Annotated in this window: 17 protein-coding genes; 7 read left to right on the top strand and 10 right to left on the bottom strand. The window is 39.4% G+C overall.

Annotation, left to right across the window (positions count from 1 at the left end):
- Positions 1-189: 189 nt before the first annotated feature.
- Complete coding sequence (locus tag ATK78_RS13350; RefSeq protein ID WP_133576625.1) at positions 190-711, top strand: hypothetical protein; 522 nt, start codon at positions 190-192, stop codon at positions 709-711.
- A gap of 400 nt (positions 712-1,111) precedes the next feature.
- Here the strand turns inward: ATK78_RS13350 and ATK78_RS22770 are convergent, their stop codons facing one another.
- The 7 genes from ATK78_RS22770 to ATK78_RS13320 form a co-directional block, all read right to left on the bottom strand.
- The gene (locus tag ATK78_RS22770) at positions 1,112-1,258 is read right to left on the bottom strand and encodes a hypothetical protein (RefSeq protein WP_166664882.1); all 147 of its coding nucleotides are present in this window, start codon (positions 1,256-1,258) and stop codon (positions 1,112-1,114) included.
- Between the two features lie 155 nt (positions 1,259-1,413).
- Positions 1,414-1,791, bottom strand: coding sequence for a putative quinol monooxygenase (locus tag ATK78_RS13345; RefSeq protein ID WP_133576624.1), 378 nt, complete (start codon positions 1,789-1,791; stop codon positions 1,414-1,416).
- A gap of 29 nt (positions 1,792-1,820) precedes the next feature.
- On the bottom strand, positions 1,821-2,456 hold the full coding sequence (locus ATK78_RS13340) for a nitroreductase family protein (RefSeq protein WP_133577264.1): 636 nt from the start codon (positions 2,454-2,456) through the stop codon (positions 1,821-1,823).
- Positions 2,457-2,517: 61 nt separating this feature from the next.
- Positions 2,518-2,961: a nuclear transport factor 2 family protein gene (locus ATK78_RS13335; RefSeq protein WP_133576623.1), complete on the bottom strand. Its 444-nt coding sequence runs from the start codon at positions 2,959-2,961 to the stop codon at positions 2,518-2,520.
- A 48-nt stretch (positions 2,962-3,009) separates the two neighbouring features.
- Entirely contained in the window at positions 3,010-4,008 is a 999-nt protein-coding gene (locus ATK78_RS13330) for a VOC family protein (RefSeq protein WP_133576622.1), read from the bottom strand.
- 212 nt (positions 4,009-4,220) lie between these two features.
- On the bottom strand, positions 4,221-5,078 hold the full coding sequence (locus ATK78_RS13325) for an SDR family oxidoreductase (protein ID WP_133576621.1): 858 nt from the start codon (positions 5,076-5,078) through the stop codon (positions 4,221-4,223).
- A gap of 114 nt (positions 5,079-5,192) precedes the next feature.
- Positions 5,193-5,771 carry a Crp/Fnr family transcriptional regulator gene (locus ATK78_RS13320; protein ID WP_133576620.1) on the bottom strand — a complete coding sequence of 193 codons (579 nt, stop codon included), beginning with the start codon at positions 5,769-5,771 and terminating at the stop codon, positions 5,193-5,195.
- Positions 5,772-6,392: 621 nt separating this feature from the next.
- Between ATK78_RS13320 and ATK78_RS13315 the strand changes: the two genes are divergently transcribed.
- From ATK78_RS13315 to ATK78_RS13305, 3 genes are all read left to right on the top strand, one after another.
- Complete coding sequence (locus ATK78_RS13315) at positions 6,393-7,301, top strand: alpha/beta fold hydrolase (protein WP_133576619.1); 909 nt, start codon at positions 6,393-6,395, stop codon at positions 7,299-7,301.
- A gap of 122 nt (positions 7,302-7,423) precedes the next feature.
- Positions 7,424-8,296: a helix-turn-helix domain-containing protein gene (locus ATK78_RS13310; protein WP_133576618.1), complete on the top strand. Its 873-nt coding sequence runs from the start codon at positions 7,424-7,426 to the stop codon at positions 8,294-8,296.
- Positions 8,297-8,346: 50 nt separating this feature from the next.
- Positions 8,347-8,664, top strand: coding sequence for a multidrug resistance efflux transporter family protein (locus ATK78_RS13305; protein ID WP_133576617.1), 318 nt, complete (start codon positions 8,347-8,349; stop codon positions 8,662-8,664).
- Positions 8,665-8,713: 49 nt separating this feature from the next.
- On the opposite strand, the gene ATK78_RS13300 is transcribed toward ATK78_RS13305, so the two are convergent.
- Positions 8,714-9,226 carry a DinB family protein gene (locus ATK78_RS13300; protein ID WP_133576616.1) on the bottom strand — a complete coding sequence of 171 codons (513 nt, stop codon included), beginning with the start codon at positions 9,224-9,226 and terminating at the stop codon, positions 8,714-8,716.
- Between the two features lie 113 nt (positions 9,227-9,339).
- On the opposite strand from ATK78_RS13300, the gene ATK78_RS13295 reads away from it, so the two are divergent.
- The 3 genes from ATK78_RS13295 to ATK78_RS13285 all read left to right on the top strand — a co-directional run bounded on the left by ATK78_RS13295 (position 9,340) and on the right by ATK78_RS13285 (position 11,245).
- Complete coding sequence (locus tag ATK78_RS13295; RefSeq protein ID WP_133576615.1) at positions 9,340-10,074, top strand: helix-turn-helix domain-containing protein; 735 nt, start codon at positions 9,340-9,342, stop codon at positions 10,072-10,074.
- Between the two features lie 79 nt (positions 10,075-10,153).
- Positions 10,154-10,549 (top strand): VOC family protein, encoded by a 396-nt coding sequence (locus tag ATK78_RS13290; RefSeq protein ID WP_133576614.1) that lies wholly within the window; start codon positions 10,154-10,156, stop codon positions 10,547-10,549.
- Between the two features lie 54 nt (positions 10,550-10,603).
- On the top strand, positions 10,604-11,245 hold the full coding sequence (locus ATK78_RS13285; RefSeq protein ID WP_133576613.1) for an HAD family hydrolase: 642 nt from the start codon (positions 10,604-10,606) through the stop codon (positions 11,243-11,245).
- A gap of 115 nt (positions 11,246-11,360) precedes the next feature.
- Here ATK78_RS13285 and ATK78_RS13280 read toward each other — a convergent pair whose 3' ends face one another.
- Positions 11,361-13,940 (bottom strand): PAS domain-containing protein, encoded by a 2,580-nt coding sequence (locus tag ATK78_RS13280; RefSeq protein WP_133576612.1) that lies wholly within the window; start codon positions 13,938-13,940, stop codon positions 11,361-11,363.
- A 77-nt stretch (positions 13,941-14,017) separates the two neighbouring features.
- Positions 14,018-15,781, bottom strand: a complete 1,764-nt coding sequence (locus ATK78_RS13275; protein WP_133576611.1) for an ATP-binding protein — start codon at positions 15,779-15,781, stop codon at positions 14,018-14,020.
- Positions 15,782-15,795: the final 14 nt, after the last annotated feature.

Raw genomic sequence — 15,795 nt, 5'->3', positions numbered from 1 at the left:
GTTTATGATTGCCCTTTGAGAGTCAGATTGTATATGTGGATGGGCTTGACTACTTGGTTGTCATATGAATTGGGTGCGTTCGGAACATTTGCTGGTTAAGCAACGCTTGGTTATATTGGGTTTTAATTCTTCATGATTATGCTACGTTTCTTACATAGTTTATATAATTTTATATAGATTGCCATTAAGATGAACAAATTCACTTTCCCAACAGCACTCTTATTTATTATTGTTTTCACTTTAAGTGGATATGCGCAAACTAAGACTAAATTCGGCGATGATGTAGGTACGCTAAACGGAATTATTAAAGCATTTTATGCAAGCATGTCAGTTAAAAAAGGGCAGTTGCCTAGTTATGAACGCGATAGTTTATTGCACTTTCCCGGTGCATTGGTTGGATTCCCGCAAATTGATAAGAGCGGTAAGACCGTGATGCGCATGGTGACCATTAAGCAGTTTCATACCGAAGAAGATGCTTCGATGGCTAAAACAGGCTACTACGAAAAGCAAATTGCTAGCAAGGTACAAAAGTTTGGTAGTCTCTACCACGTATGGAGTACTTATGAAACGCGTTATGTCGCTGGCGGACCAATTATTGGGCGTGGCATAGATAGCATTGAACTATTCTATGACGGTAACCGGTTTTGGGTTTTAAGCTGTTTTTATGATATAGAACGAAAGGACAGACCGTTGCCAAAAGAGTATTTGTAAGTACCCCCAGACTTTTAATATCCTCTTTTACCTTCCATAATAAACGCGGAGCTTCACGGGGAACCGTCCATCATCCAATGCTCTTCTGGTATCATGGTAAATAGAAATTGTTGCTTTTTCATATCTCAAAAATTTTTGATCTTCAGAATTATTTACACAAAATTTGCACTGAAATTTTAGCAACAACCCAAAAAATCGTATAACCAAAATAAAAAATAAAACTGTAAATACCTGATAAATATAATACTTATAGATAAATATAGATATCACAAAGTATGCTTGGAGCGCTGTTAATCAGAGGGTGGCTGGTTCGAGCCCAGCAGTGGGACCCATACTGTGTAAAGCCACTAAAAATGTCAAATTTGCTTTACTAATATCTTCTTAGCGAATAAGTTATAATTTATATACGCTCTGGTTTTTGGTTCGATGCTGTTAAATTCAATGCGATTGCAAGTTTTGCTAGCATCATATTTCCTGCTTCTTCTTCTGAAAGATTCGTGCCTTTGGCTTTAAAGTCTTCGATTAACTTTTTAGTGGTATGAAACATTGTTAGTGATTTTCGATTATGGTTTTGGTAATTGATTTTTAAAGGTTGGTTTGCCCATGCATATCACCGCAAGATTATGCATTTTATCAGTAAGCCCCATATAAGTTCACTAATTATTCATCACTTTAATTCAAAGATTTATTTTAGAACTAAAATCATACTTTTCCTCTCGGATCATCGATATGCATTTTAGAAATATCATACCGAACACCCTCTCGGTCCAATATTCTTACATTTTTTACAACAGTACCTAAAGCCGTTAAGAAAGTTTCTGCATTTTCGTGATGTTCGTATGCGGCTTTATCTGCCCAACCTTCTAAAAGATGAAAGGTATTTTCATCGGTTAAATCTTGTGAAAATGCATAATAAACACAGCCTTCCATTTTATTGGCCGCAGTCATTTCTGGAATAACAGCATCAATAAAAATCTGCCTGTCCTCTGGATGAACTTTGTAATAGGCGCTGACGGTGATTCCAGTTGTTTGTGTTTTGTCGTGGCTGTTGGAAGTTCCTGGTTTTGGTGTATTTTCCATTTTGATTTCTTCAAAATTTTATTGATTTACTATTTATAAAAGGTCACAAATTCCGCCATCGGTTTGCGTACTTTTTCATTTTTTAAATTCCAGTCATTTTCTGTATCTCGATATCCTACTGCCAAAAGCATCGAACTTCTTAAGTCTTTAGAATGCAGATCAAGAAACTCATCAAGAGCTACAGGATCAAAACCTTCCATTGGTGTTGTGTCAATTTCTAACGAAGCTGCGGCAGTGATTGCCAACCCTAAAGCAATATTCGCTTGTTTTGCAGCGTGGTGGAAATTCTCTTCGATGCTCATATTTCCAAAGAACTGTTTGGCAAAATGCCTTTGTCTTTCATAAGATGCAGATTCACTATTTCGAACCGAGATTAGATGGTCAAAAACGTGATCAATTCTTTCCGTTGTGTATTCGTCCCAAACTGCAAAAACCAAAAGATGTGATGATTCGGTAACTGCAAACTGATTCATTGCGATGGGTAAGATTTGTTTTTTAATTTTGGGATCACTGATGACAATGATCTCATAGGGTTGTAATCCAATTCCTGAAGGCGCCAAATGTGCAGCTTCCAGAATGGTATTGATTTTTTCATCTTCCACCTTTTCGCCCGTCATTCTTTTTGCAGCATAACGCCAGTTTAAAAGGTCTATAATATTTTCCATATTTAAAAAAAGTTTTAAATCAGGGTAATGAAAAACATTCATCTACCCTGATTATGTTAAATTAAAAAAGCCCTAACTGTCCCAACATAATTGTTGCCGCAGTGTAACAATGGAAAGATTTTATTTTTCCATTTTCGATTTTAAAAACATCACAACAAGGCGTCTGCATTGTTTTTCCTGTTGCTGGAATCGTTCCTGATGGCAATTGAAGTGGACCTTTGTGTGTTCCGTTCAGAGATAATTCCACAACCACTGTATTTTCATCTTCCAAAACATACAGGTCATATAATTCTCTGTGCATATCCGGAAAAGCGGTGGCATACACATCAACTGTTTTACCGATGTCTTCTCCATAATATTTTGTTCCGGCAGAGACATCCCAGAAATAGCCGTCTTCTGCGAACAGGTCAACAAATCCTTTTGTATCCTGAATTTCTGCGATTCTGTAAAGTTCACGAATTAATGTTTCGTTTTTTGAGTTTGGGTTAACTAATGATGCTTTCATAATTGATTGTTTTAAATGTTAGTATTGAATAAATTTTATTGATTTAGATTATTTTTTAGTGTCAACAAAGACATAGAGTTTAACAGCTTTTCCGTTCTCGAAAACGAAGAGGTCCATTCCTGTCACCCCATCCGGTTTTTCTGGTGTTCCGTTTTGCCAGAAAAGGCGAGCAATATTGTGATTGACATCGATAACTTTGGTGTGAGTGAATTTTGATACCGGTGCTTTTTTCTGCAGATCTTCCACAAAACCGTTGATTTCAGTAAAGCCTTTTGCAATAAAATGGCCATCTACCATTTCAATATTTTCCGCATAAACTTTTTTCATTAAGGCTTCGCGTTTTTTCAGATCATTTTCATTCCAAATTGCGAGATGTGTTTCAACTAATGAGCGAATTTCTGCTTCGGATAGTGGTTTTTGATTTTCGTTGTTCGATGATGACTGAACATCTTTTGGAGACCAAAGAATCGTTGCAGGTTTTTTCTTTTCATAACCCTTACCGTTGGGATAGGAAACCAATTCCATTTTAGCTCCCCAGGGTGTTAAGAAATAAACCCAGGTTTCGCCTTCTGTATCACCTGATGGCATTAAAAACGGTTCGCCAAAAAATTGCACGCCTTTACTTTTTAGAAAGGTTACACTCTGTTTGATATCGTCTGTGTAGAAAGCAATATGGCTTGCACCAAGATCGTCTCCGCCAGGGAATTGTTTGCTGCCATTATTGTCTTTATATTCAAACAGTTCTATATTAGCGCCAGTTCCGGCTTTTACCATCTTGATGGTTACTGCACCGGTTCCGGACTGCATGCGATTATTTTTCTTCCAGGTAGCATCCAAAGGAATAGGTCCTAAAGTGGTTACAGCAGAAAAACCAAAAACGTCTGTGAAGAAATTAACTGCCTGATTCATGTCGGGAACATTAATTCCAATATGGTCTACTCCGATAACTCCTGCTTTCTCTTGTGCCTCAAGATTAGAAACTGAAGTTGATATTAATAATGCACTGGCTACTGCAGTTGCTTTGATTTGTTTTTTTAAATTGCTCATCTTATTTAATTTTTTGTTGTTATTTGATGAAGCAAATTTCTATCATTTCACTGCCTTCTTCCATTGACAAAAGCTTGAAAAAAAAACAAACAAATGTCAATGAAATTGAAACTTTGTTAAAAACTATATTTTTTAAACTCAACAAAAACCAATAACAAAAAAGGACTGAAGTATAAATTCTTCAGCCCTTTTTTAAACATCATTAAAATAAATTAATCACTGTATTTTGCTAGCCATTTAGCTTTTAGTTCGGCTCTGGCATTGATAAATTCGAGATCAGTTCCCTGAGCAACGGCGTCCAGAGGAAAACGTAATGGACGGAAACCTTGTTTCATCTGGATGAGTTCTAAAATTCCGTCTGCAATGGTTTGAGGATCCATATTGAACACTTTCATCTTACCGAATAATGCTGCGCCAATGGCATTGAATTGCGCTGTCGCGACAGGATCGTAGAGACTTGCAATTTCAGGTTTATCTGCATTTACTCCGGTTTTTTGACCTGTATTCATTTCTGTAGGATAAACGCCGGGCTGAATGGAGACGTTTTCAATATTGAACTGTTTCAGTTCATCCTGCAAACCTTCTGTAATGCTCTCGACTCCAAATTTCGATGCAAAGTACGGAACCATAAAAGGCGATGTATGGGCGCTTGCACCTGAAGTAATGTTGATGATCAAGCCGCTTTTCTGCTCGCGCATCGAGGGTAACACTGCTTGATAGGTACGGATGACACCATAAAAATTAACTTCAAACATCTGACGTATTTTGTCAAGGCTGTAAGCCTCCAATAGCCCAAAACCAGAAACTGCTGCATTATTGACCAGCACATCAATCTTGCCATGTTTTTCTAATGTTTCTGCAAAAGCTTTTGTTACAGATTGGTCGTCTGTGACATCTATTTCCATAACGTGGATATTGGGAATTGCCTGGAGTTCTTTTGCAGCGGTTTCGTTCTTTCCTTTGACGCCACGCATTCCGGCAATAACCGTAAAGCCAGCATTGGCAAGTGTTGTGGCGGTCAGTTTACCAAATCCTGTACTTGTTCCCGTAATAAAAACTGTCTTATTCATCTTTTTAAATTTTGATTGTTATTTAATAAGACAAAGTTGCTTCAGCAGGAGGTCATCTTCCATTGATAAAAGCTTGAAAAAAAACCAAACAAATGTCAATGAAAATGGATGGTTCTACTTCTTAAATATATTTCTGCGCAATCTGGTAAGGGTTTCCGGGGTAATGCCGATATAAGAAGCAATCATATGCTGAGGAATTCTATTGACAATGTTTGGGTATTTTACAAGAAAATTCTCATACTTTTCTTCTGCTGTAAAACTGATGTTAGCTAGAATTCTACCTTGAGAAACGATAAAGCTTTTCTGGATAAGTTGATTTACTAATTGATTTAACTGCGGAATTTCCGAACACAGTTTTTCGAAATCCATTTTTCCAATTAGGATCAATTCGGTCGGTTCTATCGCATCGATATTCAGGCGAGACGGCGTTCCGTTCATAAGGCTTTCACGGTCGCCTGTCCAATAATTATCGGGTGCAAAATTGATGATATGTTCTGTGCCATTCTCAGCAATCGAAAATGTTTTTACCAAGCCGCGACATATAAAGGCATTGTAATGCCAAACCTCTCCATTTTGGGAAAGAAACTGCTTTTTTCGGAGCTTTTTCTCTTTACATACAGATCGTATCATTTCTAATTCACCATTGGAAAGCTTAATTTTATCAGTAAGGTATTTTTGAAAAATTTCGAACATCTATTTCATAGTTATCAAGCAAATTTATGAATTTTGAAGATTAAATTTTGGGTGTTAGGGAAATCCCCTGTTAAAAATTTACAATTTCCTCTCATTGTCAATATTTGTCGATAGTAGTGATTTTTGACAATTTATCGAAATACAGGAATGGTTTTATTGGATAATTAACTAGTAAATCTCAGAAATCTGATTTCTTAAAAGCACGTTGTCTAGCTCCCTAATGATGTAATTTACAAAATTTTATCATTTTAGTTGATTACTTATATTATTCGAAAAGATCTTCACCAATTTTTGAAATTCTAGTCAAGTCATCAAGCAAATTTCTAGAAAAGTACACAGTCTCGGGAGCCAATGCCCTTCACGATATCGTGAAGGGCATTTTTGTTTTTAGCTGATTTTCAAATTGTTGCATAATGCAAATAGAGGCCGATTTTTGGTTCTAGCCCATTCGGCACCCATACTGTGCAAAGTAAGCAAGATGGTCAGGTTGAAATAACAGGGATGGGAAAAATGTACAAGACTGTTGTCGATATGTCCATTCTTTAGGACCAGCATTCTCTCCACCTTTGTAGTGTCAACAAACAACAAGAATTTAAAACAAATAATTTAAAAAACAGAACAATGAAAAATCTAATCCTAACAACTAGCTTAATCATGACTTTAATTGCCAGCCAATCGGCTTTTTCACAAACCAAAAGAATCCCAGCTTCTGCAGGAAGGGCGGAATACATCGAAGTTGAACCTGGCGTGAAACTTCACGTGGCAGACCTTGGAGAAGGACAACCACTTGTACTGATCCATGGATGGCCGTTAAGTGACGAAATGTATGAATATCAGTACCAATATTTTTCAAGAAAAGGGTTAAGAGTAATCGGCATTTCACTTCGCGGCTTCGGAAAATCGGATAAACCTTATGGGAAATACAACTTCGACGTATTCTCTGACGATATTAAGGTGGTGCTTGAAAAATTGAAGATCGAAAATGCCGTGCTTGGTGGTTTCTCGATGGGCGGTGCGGTTACCATCCACTATGTAAACAAATACAAAGCAGCGCATGTGAGCAAACTTGCCCTTTTTGCCGCAGCTGCGCCATCGTGGAAACAGCGCAGTGGTTATAACTATGGAGTGTCTGAAGCAGATGCAGCCGGACTGATCAAACAGACGATGACCAGCAGGGAAGACCTGATTGCCGGTTTCGGAGCAGCATTCGCAGCAAAGGGAACTTCACTTTCTAAAAACGTTGAAAAATGGTTGGAGAACATCAACCTGTCAGCAAGTCCATACGCAATCACCGAATCCATCTCTGCACTTGGAGATCTGGACCTTCGCCCGGTGCTTAAAAACATCACCATTCCGGTAGCCATCTTTCAGGGCACAAAAGATCAATTGATTGATTTTTCACTGGCAGAACAGTTGAACAAAGGCCTTAAAAATTCATATATCGTAAAATTTGAAAATAGCGGACACGCACTTTTTGTGGAAGAAATGGATAAGTTCAACGCAGAACTTGAAAAGTTTGCAAAGAAATAGGAAGCAAAAACTAAGCTACCTGCGGTTCGGTACCAGAACTGCAGGTATTTTTTTATTTGTCCCTATCAAAATCTATAAATAGATTAGTAATTTAATTTAAGGCGAGTTTTATCCGTTATCTCATGAAGCAAAATATTTTTGATGCAAGCCTTAAGACCATTGGGCTTTTGCCAATAGCTCCAGAAAGCATCGAGGCAATTAATTCCGATGCCTACAAATCATACATCAAGGTACTTTATCTCTATGGTGGATATGAAATAAAGGTTGACTTTAATGTTTACAGAACAGATGGTCCTACACTGTTTTTTATCAGTCCAAACCAGGTGCTGAGCATTGACCATGTAGGTGAACGAAATGGCCTTCTTGTTTTTTACAACCGAGATTTCTACTGCATCCAACTTCATGACGAAGAGGTTGCGTGTGATGGTCTGCTCTTTAATAACATCAACAATATGCCCATGACGGTTATACCGCAGCAGGATGCCAGTTTTATCGACTACCTGTTTTCGGGGATCGGGGACGAATTTGAACTGAAAGATGTCTCGCTGGAAGAGATGATCAGGACCTACCTCAAACAGCTATTGATCAAATCGACCAGGTTATGGAAAGTGCAGCATCTGGACGGGGTAATGGCGACAAAACCCAACAACGATCTTGAATTTTTCAGGAAATTTACCCAGCTAGTCGAAGCTAACTATAAGGATAAACACAATGTTGCCGATTATGCCGACCTGCTGATGATTGCGCCAAAGACCCTTACCCATAGGTTCAAGCGCCTCGGTCTCCCACAGCCAAATGATATTATCAAGAATAGGCTCATCCTAGAAGCGAAGAGACTACTGGTACATACCGACAGAACGGCAAAGGAAATCGCCTATGCACTCGGCTATGATGATCCGGCCTACTTCAGCAGGCTGTTTTTTATAAAAACGGGTGAAACGCCTTCTGGCTTCAGGAATAAATATCTCAGTGTCCATGAACCAGAACAGCTATAGCGGCTATTCTATGGCATCAAATTGCGGTTACCTTTATCGTCAACCATGTAATGGCTCTGGACGGCGGCAGCTGGATATGGAGTGCATCTCTGCGTTTTTACTGGATGCTTCCCTTTCTGCTGCTGATTGTTTGGTACAGGGGCGGTCTGGGCAATCTTATCTGCGCAATCAAAAAGGATTTTCTGGCCTTGGTGGTCTGGAGTACTGTTGGTTTGGACCTTTTCTATGGACCATTGACCTATTCGGCAACCTTTAGCCCGCCCTGGCTGCTGGCCAGTACATGGCAGTTTACAATTGTTGCCGGAATGATCGTTGCCCCATTGATTGCCACCAGTAAAGTACGTCCGGGGGTGCTTGTTGAAAAATAATATACCTGCAGCCTCTGGTCTCGAAAACTGAAAACTGCAGGTATCTATATTAATCCCTGTTCCAAAATGCAGGCGGCTCAATGCCCAAACTGCGCAGGTAAACCGTTCCTTGTGCACGGTGATGAATCTCATTGTCAATGAAATAAAGTACCGTTGAATAGGCTTCACCTTCATATTGGCCAAACGCCAGTATAGTTTCCTGGAAACGTCCTTCCGGGATCATTGGTATAGCACGGTTGATCTCTTCTGTTTCCTTATCCCATAAAGCCAAAAGTTCCGATTTGGTACTTGCCTTTCCATCTGCTGAATGATTACTGAACGCAGTTACATTGCCCCAGTCATTGGTAACAATGCCCGCTACTCCAGGTGCTGATATGTCAATTAGTTCCATAACCATATCGGCAAATGTGCGCATTCCGCCAATGCTGTATATAAATAGTTTATCATCCGGAAAGGCTTCGATTACACGTCTTGTTAACCTTCTATGGCCTTGCCAGTGATTTAACAGGTCTTCTGCTGAAAGAAATGCAGTAGTTTCGGTGTTGATGTTTTCTGTAGTCATAATGAATGTTTTAAGGGTTTGTTATACAAAGAAAACAGGGTCGACTGACAACCCTATGGCAGTCTGTTTTTTAAGAAGATTTAAAATGGCTACTTTTATATCAAATATTTAATATGTCATACACTGAGATAAAACCGCATCATGCCCTGGCATTGTATATCGATGCGTATTGGATTTCTGAGTATACCCATGGTAAATTATACAAGACCAAAATTCTGCCGGATGGTTGTGTAGATATCATCTTAAATTTAAAAGACGACTATAAGACGAACGACGGGATCCTTTTAATGAAAAGTGAAACTGCATACCTAACGGGTGCCATGACCACGTTCAAAGTGCATATCATCCGTGCTGAAGCTAAACTTTTAGGAATTCGTTTTAAACCTGCAGCCCTCTCTTATTTTTTTAAATTCCAGTCCCTCCATGAGTTTACGGATCAAAATATTGAACTTGAAAAGGGGATGTATCCCAATATACATGAGATTAATTCTCTTACTATAGCCCAGTTGAACCAATTTTTTCTTAGTAAACTCTCTAAACCAAAGCACTCGCTATTACCAGTAATTGATTATATCCATCAAAATAAGGGATGTGTGAATGTGGCTGATCTGGCTAAAAAACATTTTACTACGACGAGACAGCTGGAACGGCATTTTCAATCTCATGTTGGGTTGAGTCCAAAGGAATTTACCAACCTGGTGCGTTATCAATTCACTTACAAGAAGATCAGGAACAATATTTCCAATAGAAGTTTGCTGCAGATTGCATATGAATCGGGTTATTACGATCATGCCCACCTCACAAATGAGATCAGGAAGTTTACTGGTGTAAATCCTTCGCAGCTTTAATTTTGTCGCTTTTTTACAAGGCCAATGGATTAGTGCCTTTGTATATTTGTCCTGTTATTAATCATTAGCTTTTATAAACATGGTAAAATTTAAATACACCATCCTTTATGTACAGGATGTAACGGCATCCATACTTTTTTATGAGAAAGCTTTCGGCTTTCAGCGAAAATTTATTACCCCGGATAATTCCTATGGCGAATTATTAACCGGAGATACCGTCTTATCTTTTGCAAGTGTAGAGCTCGCAAAGTCTAACTTATCTGATGGCTTTATGGAAAGTGCTCCGAATGGCAAACCTTTTGGTATTGAAATTGGCTTTACAACAGAAAATGTTGAACAGGTTTTTAATACTGCGGTACAAGAAGGAGGAATCCCCGTAGAGCAGATGAAGGTAAAACCCTGGGGACAGGAAGTTGCCTATATTAAAGATCTTAACGGTTTTTTGATCGAGATCTGCTCAGAAATGGCTGATTAATATTGCGCTTGATCAAATTTGTTCTTCAGATATATTTGTTTATAATTGATGAATATGAAGATTGAAACTGTAATTTTTGACCTGGATGGTACCATTGCCGATACGCTGCCTTTGTGCATTGCTGCGTTTAAGAAAAGTATTGAACCTTTTTTAAATGCCGAAATTAGCGAAGCGGATATTGTGGCCACATTTGGCCCTTCTGAGGAAGGTACCATCCGTAAGCTGATCCCTGACAATGAGCAGGAGGGTATTAAAAATTACCTTAAACATTATGAAGAACTTCATCACACCTGTCCGGTCCCATTTCCTGGTATTAAAGCGCTGCTGGAAGTTTTAAAAGGGAATGGTGTTCAACTGGCTATGGTTACCGGTAAAGGATTGCGCAGCACCCGGTTGTCGCTCAAACAATTCGACCTTGAACCATATTTTGAAGTCATGGAAACCGGATCTCCGGAAGGCCCTAATAAAATTAACGGCATCCGGAATATACTTACCAGGTTAAATGCGGATATAACCACAAGTATTTATGTGGGTGACGCTCCAAGTGATATTAAGTATTGCAAAGAAGTTGGTATTCCAATTGCCGCTGCGGCCTGGGCAACCACCACGAACGCCAAAGAACTGCAGGCATTAAACCCCGATTGGCTGTTTTATTCTGTTGAAGAATTTAGGCTTTGGATCATCGAACATATCTAGAAAGCATTTTAGATAACGTTTTCAAATTAAGCGTTTTCAGAGAACTCTTTCAGGAATGTTTTTGAATCCATATCCAAAACCTATTTTAAGAAGTTGTATTCAAGAATTATGTGGATTAAAGCGGTAAGGTGAAATAGAAAGTTGATCCTTTATCTGGCTCACTTTCTGCCCAAATCTTTCCATTATGCCGGTCTATGATCTCAGCACTTAAATATAAGCCGATGCCAAAGCCAGAGATGCTGTTGTTGCTTTCCACACGATAAAAACGTTCAAATAAGCGGTTAAGATCTTCTGTTTCAATGCCGATGCCGTAGTCCTTAACACTAACCTCCACCAAATTCTTCTTAACTATGCAGTGAACTTCAATCTCGTGACTGTTTGGTGAGTATTTTACTGCGTTACTCAGGAGGTTGGAAACTACATTGCTGATCTTATCATAATCAGCAAAAACGTCTACAGCCTGATCTGCAAATATGGTAACGGTATGACCTGGATCCAGCAGCCTCGATTCTTGTGCTGTGGCCTGGATCAATTCATCCAATCTGAAATGACTCTTGTTCAGCAGGATCTTGCCAGATTCCAGTCTTGATATATTCAGGAAGCCATTGATCATACTGGTCATTTTTTTAACCTGCTTAATGGCTACATCCAATGCACTGATGGCAAATACATCTTCTGATTTTTTCGCCTTACTCATCAGCATCTGAATGTAACCGTTGAGTGAAGTAAGCGGGGTTTTTAGCTCATGACTCACCATTCCGATGAAGTCATTTTTACGCTGCTCGTCCTTTTTCATCTCTGTAATGTCCATTACAAACCCGGAAAAAAGACTCAGATTTCCATCGTCGCCCGGAGTGATCTTACCCAATGACCTCAACCAGATGACTTCGTTGTCATTAAACCTTCGCTGTGCATAGGTGATGTCATAGTCCCCTCCATTGTTAATTGCATTATTGATCTCCTGGGTAATCCTGTCGCGGTGTTCTTCTACAACCTGTCCTATTGCCTGCGCGTAGGTCATGTTTTCTGTACCTTCATAACCGAACAGCTTAGCCAGCATGGCATTGTATTTTAGTTCTTTTGTAACCGGGTGAATGTGCCACGAACCTAATTTTGCTGCGGTAATGGCCAGATCCATCATTTTTTCAGCTTTTAACAATTCTATCCGTATGTCTACCTGCTCGGTAATTTCATTTACCACTTGTAATACGCTTGTTACCGCACCGGTATCATCTTTAATTGGCTGACAAATAAAGTTAAAATATCCCTGAATAAGTTCGCCGTTGCGCACAATCTGTGCTTTACTTTCACTGCCGTAATAGGGTTCGCCGGAATTAAGTACATCACTCAGGATCTGAAGGAATGGCTGACCTTCCAGTTCGGGCATTGCGAGTGCTAAGGGTTTTCCCTGAATATCAGGCGTTTTACCCCAGATTTCCAGCATGCGTTCATTGACGATGTCAATGATTAGATCTGAGGTTTTCAGAACGGTTATAGCCACTGGAGCCTGCGTAACCATAGAAATGAACCTTGCCTCACTCGCAGCCAGTTCATTTACTTTTTTAACGAGGCTCTCTTTGCTGTCTGCAAGCGCTTCATTTGTAACCAGAAGTTCTTCATTTGAAGCGGTCATCTCTTCATTGATGGCCGACAGTTCTTCATTCAGTTTTTGAAGTGATACCTGGTTTTCTTCCAGTTGCTTGTTGGCTTCTATTTTATGTGTAACATCGATTAACGTTGCTAAAACCCCGGTTCTCGTGCCATCGAGTTCTGTTAACGGTTTATAAAAATAATCGACAAAATGCTGTCTTTTGGTGCCATCATCAGCGGCATAGTATATTGGGGTTTCCCTGTTAAATACCGGTTCTCCGGTTTCCAGAACCTTTTTCCATAGTGTTGGGAAGATTTGTGCAGCCAGTTCCGGAAATACTTCCAGCATGGGTTTACCGATTACCTCTGAATGGCTCTTGTTCCAAAAAGAAAGGATTGCCTGATTAACCATCTCGATGATGAATGTTGATCCGCGTAAAACAACAACAGGAGAGGGCAGCTGGTTTAAGATGTCATTGATCTTCAATTCACTATACCGGAGCTCAACGTTTGCCTGTGAAAGGTCGCGCGTCCGCTCACTGATCCGGTCTTCCAATTCATTGTTTAATTCATACAGGTTTTCCTGGGTTTGCTGAAGCTCTTCATTGATGGCGCTTAACTCTTCATTTGCAGCTGCAAGTTCTTCGTTGATCTCCTGTTCCCTGAGTAATGCTTCTTCTTTTTCGCGTGCATGGATTATGGCTTCCTTTTTTAAAAACCGGTCAGTTACGTCGGTTGCCGTATGCAGGATGCATAATGTTTTACCCTGGTCATTTTTTATGGCCCGGTATTCAAAATCAAAATAGAAGGTTTGCAGTTTCCCGTCAACGGCTATATCCGCAGGGGTATCGTTTCCAGAGATGGTGATGCCTTCATTCCATACTCTTTTAAATAAACCGATAAAAGGCTGTTCCCTCAATTCGGGCAGCGCATCTGCCAGTGATTTCCCAATTACACTTTTATCCTTATCCCAAATGCGGAGCATGGCATCGTTCGCGGTCTGTATCACCGCATCTTCAGACACATGAATTGCTGTAGCTGTTTTGGTTAGTGTAAATACTTCGAGTAGCTGTTCGTTATTTAAAAGGTAATCTGAATTGTTCATCGGTTAACGTGCATGCAAATCGTAAAGTTATAAATTTATAGCTTAGAAATCATAACTCCTGTGTACTAATTGGCTTATTAAAACGGTATAGGGGAGTGTGCCGCCAACTTTTCTAATTTAGCATAGAGCTCATCCGGTTTAAATGGTTTACTTAATGAATCGTTCATGCCGGCCTCCAGTACATTCGTATTTACATCGCTTGACACTGATGCTGTTAGGGCTATGATATGGGTGGCTGACTTTAACGGGTCATTCATTGCCCTGATTTGTACTGCAGCTTCATAACCATTCATTACCGGCATTTGAATATCCATAAGTATGAGATTGTAATCTTTAACCTGCAGCAAATTAAGTACTTCCTGTCCGTTTTCAGCAATATCAATTTCAATGTTCCACCTGGCAAATAATTTCTTCATAAACAAAATGTTCATGGGGTTATCTTCTGCCAGCAGGATCTTTAAATTTGAAAAGGCACCCTGATCTTTTTTAGGACTGACCTCAGCGATGGGTTCCAGGTGTTTCCTGGTTACCTGGTAATCGATATCAAAATAGAATTTTGCTCCTTTATTGAGTTCGCTTTCTACATGGATGGTACTCTGATGTAAGGTGAGCAAGTGTTTAACGATAGATAATCCGAGTCCGGTTCCTCCAAATTTTCTGGTGGTATTTACATCGGCTTGTATAAAGGGTTCAAAAATGATCTGCTGCTGCTCCTTGCTGATTCCCAGTCCGGTATCCTGAACTATAAATCTTAATGACAGCGTATCGTTGACCCGGTTTAAAACCCTGACCTGTATTTCTACACCGCCTTTTTTAGTGAATTTTATAGAATTGCCCACCAGGTTATAGATAATCTGCAGTAACCTTGTAGGATCACCAATAACATCATTCTCTGCAATTTCTGAATCCATGGAAGTAATGCAATACAGGTTCTTTTCCATGGCCTTGATCCTTAATCCGGCACATGCATTTTCCAGCAGCGTATTGAGGTTAAAAGGAATTTGTTCCAGGTCTATTTTTCCTGATCCGATCTTATTAAAATCAAGAATGTCGTTGATGAGCGACAACAGGCTCTCTGCGGAAAACTTTAGGATATCCAGATTTTCTTTTTGCTCTTTATCGCGATTGTCCTCAATTAACAGATTTGCCATTCCAATTACGGAATTTAAGGGTGTTCTAAGCTCATGTGACATGGTTGCAAAGAACATGTTTTTTGAATCGTTAGAATTGGCCAGCTCATCATTTAGCCGGTCTGAAGAATAGATGGTCTGATAAAGAATGCTCCGGTAGTAGTGATGCGCAATGATGATGACCACAAAATTAAACGCAATCACGAACAATGATGCATTAACAGATGTACCTGGTAGGCCAATTCCCATTTCCTGAATCGGGTCAAGTGAAAAGCTAAACAATATGGGCAGGATTGCCGCGCCCGAATAAATATATCCCCATCTGCCTGACAGGCCATAAAAACTCCACATCACGATCATAAAGATATCCTGAAAGGTGATCAGGTTAATCGCATTTTTATCAACCACCAGGTTGTACCAAACGCCAAATGTTGCCGCGGTTATTACAAAGAAAATCAATCCTTGTAAATAGTATGGTTTCCACAGCAATAATTTCAATACAATAAAAGTAATCACGATGCCAACGATGCTGGCTATGATTTGACTGAGGCTGTTTTGTTTGATGTATTCCGGAAGAAAGATTCCTATTTTAAGAAAATTGCCAAAGAAGAGGTATACGAATACCGTCATCTGGGCTTTTTGAATAGGGTTATCTAAGGTGTTAATTGCTTTTTTTAAAGACCAGTTAAAGAAGTTCAGGGGAACGTGCATTGTTAATTTAGTAA

Source organism: Pedobacter metabolipauper, from assembly GCF_004362715.1.
GTDB lineage: Bacteria > Bacteroidota > Bacteroidia > Sphingobacteriales > Sphingobacteriaceae > Pedobacter > Pedobacter metabolipauper.
This window is presented reverse-complemented; position numbering and strand designations above follow the sequence as displayed.

Bases quoted from the DNA above. Each gene is read 5' to 3' on its own strand.
- ATK78_RS13350 (WP_133576625.1), top strand. From the start codon at position 190: ATGAACAAATTCACTTTCCCAACAGCACTCTTATTTATTATTGTTTTC.
- ATK78_RS22770 (WP_166664882.1), bottom strand. From the start codon at position 1,258: ATGTTTCATACCACTAAAAAGTTAATCGAAGACTTTAAAGCCAAAGGC.
- ATK78_RS13345 (WP_133576624.1), bottom strand. From the start codon at position 1,791: ATGGAAAATACACCAAAACCAGGAACTTCCAACAGCCACGACAAAACA.
- ATK78_RS13340 (WP_133577264.1), bottom strand. From the start codon at position 2,456: ATGGAAAATATTATAGACCTTTTAAACTGGCGTTATGCTGCAAAAAGA.
- ATK78_RS13335 (WP_133576623.1), bottom strand. From the start codon at position 2,961: ATGAAAGCATCATTAGTTAACCCAAACTCAAAAAACGAAACATTAATT.
- ATK78_RS13330 (WP_133576622.1), bottom strand. From the start codon at position 4,008: ATGAGCAATTTAAAAAAACAAATCAAAGCAACTGCAGTAGCCAGTGCA.
- ATK78_RS13325 (WP_133576621.1), bottom strand. From the start codon at position 5,078: ATGAATAAGACAGTTTTTATTACGGGAACAAGTACAGGATTTGGTAAA.
- ATK78_RS13320 (WP_133576620.1), bottom strand. From the start codon at position 5,771: ATGTTCGAAATTTTTCAAAAATACCTTACTGATAAAATTAAGCTTTCC.
- ATK78_RS13315 (WP_133576619.1), top strand. From the start codon at position 6,393: ATGAAAAATCTAATCCTAACAACTAGCTTAATCATGACTTTAATTGCC.
- ATK78_RS13310 (WP_133576618.1), top strand. From the start codon at position 7,424: ATGAAGCAAAATATTTTTGATGCAAGCCTTAAGACCATTGGGCTTTTG.
- ATK78_RS13305 (WP_133576617.1), top strand. From the start codon at position 8,347: ATGGCTCTGGACGGCGGCAGCTGGATATGGAGTGCATCTCTGCGTTTT.
- ATK78_RS13300 (WP_133576616.1), bottom strand. From the start codon at position 9,226: ATGACTACAGAAAACATCAACACCGAAACTACTGCATTTCTTTCAGCA.
- ATK78_RS13295 (WP_133576615.1), top strand. From the start codon at position 9,340: ATGTCATACACTGAGATAAAACCGCATCATGCCCTGGCATTGTATATC.
- ATK78_RS13290 (WP_133576614.1), top strand. From the start codon at position 10,154: ATGGTAAAATTTAAATACACCATCCTTTATGTACAGGATGTAACGGCA.
- ATK78_RS13285 (WP_133576613.1), top strand. From the start codon at position 10,604: ATGAAGATTGAAACTGTAATTTTTGACCTGGATGGTACCATTGCCGAT.
- ATK78_RS13280 (WP_133576612.1), bottom strand. From the start codon at position 13,940: ATGAACAATTCAGATTACCTTTTAAATAACGAACAGCTACTCGAAGTA.
- ATK78_RS13275 (WP_133576611.1), bottom strand. From the start codon at position 15,781: ATGCACGTTCCCCTGAACTTCTTTAACTGGTCTTTAAAAAAAGCAATT.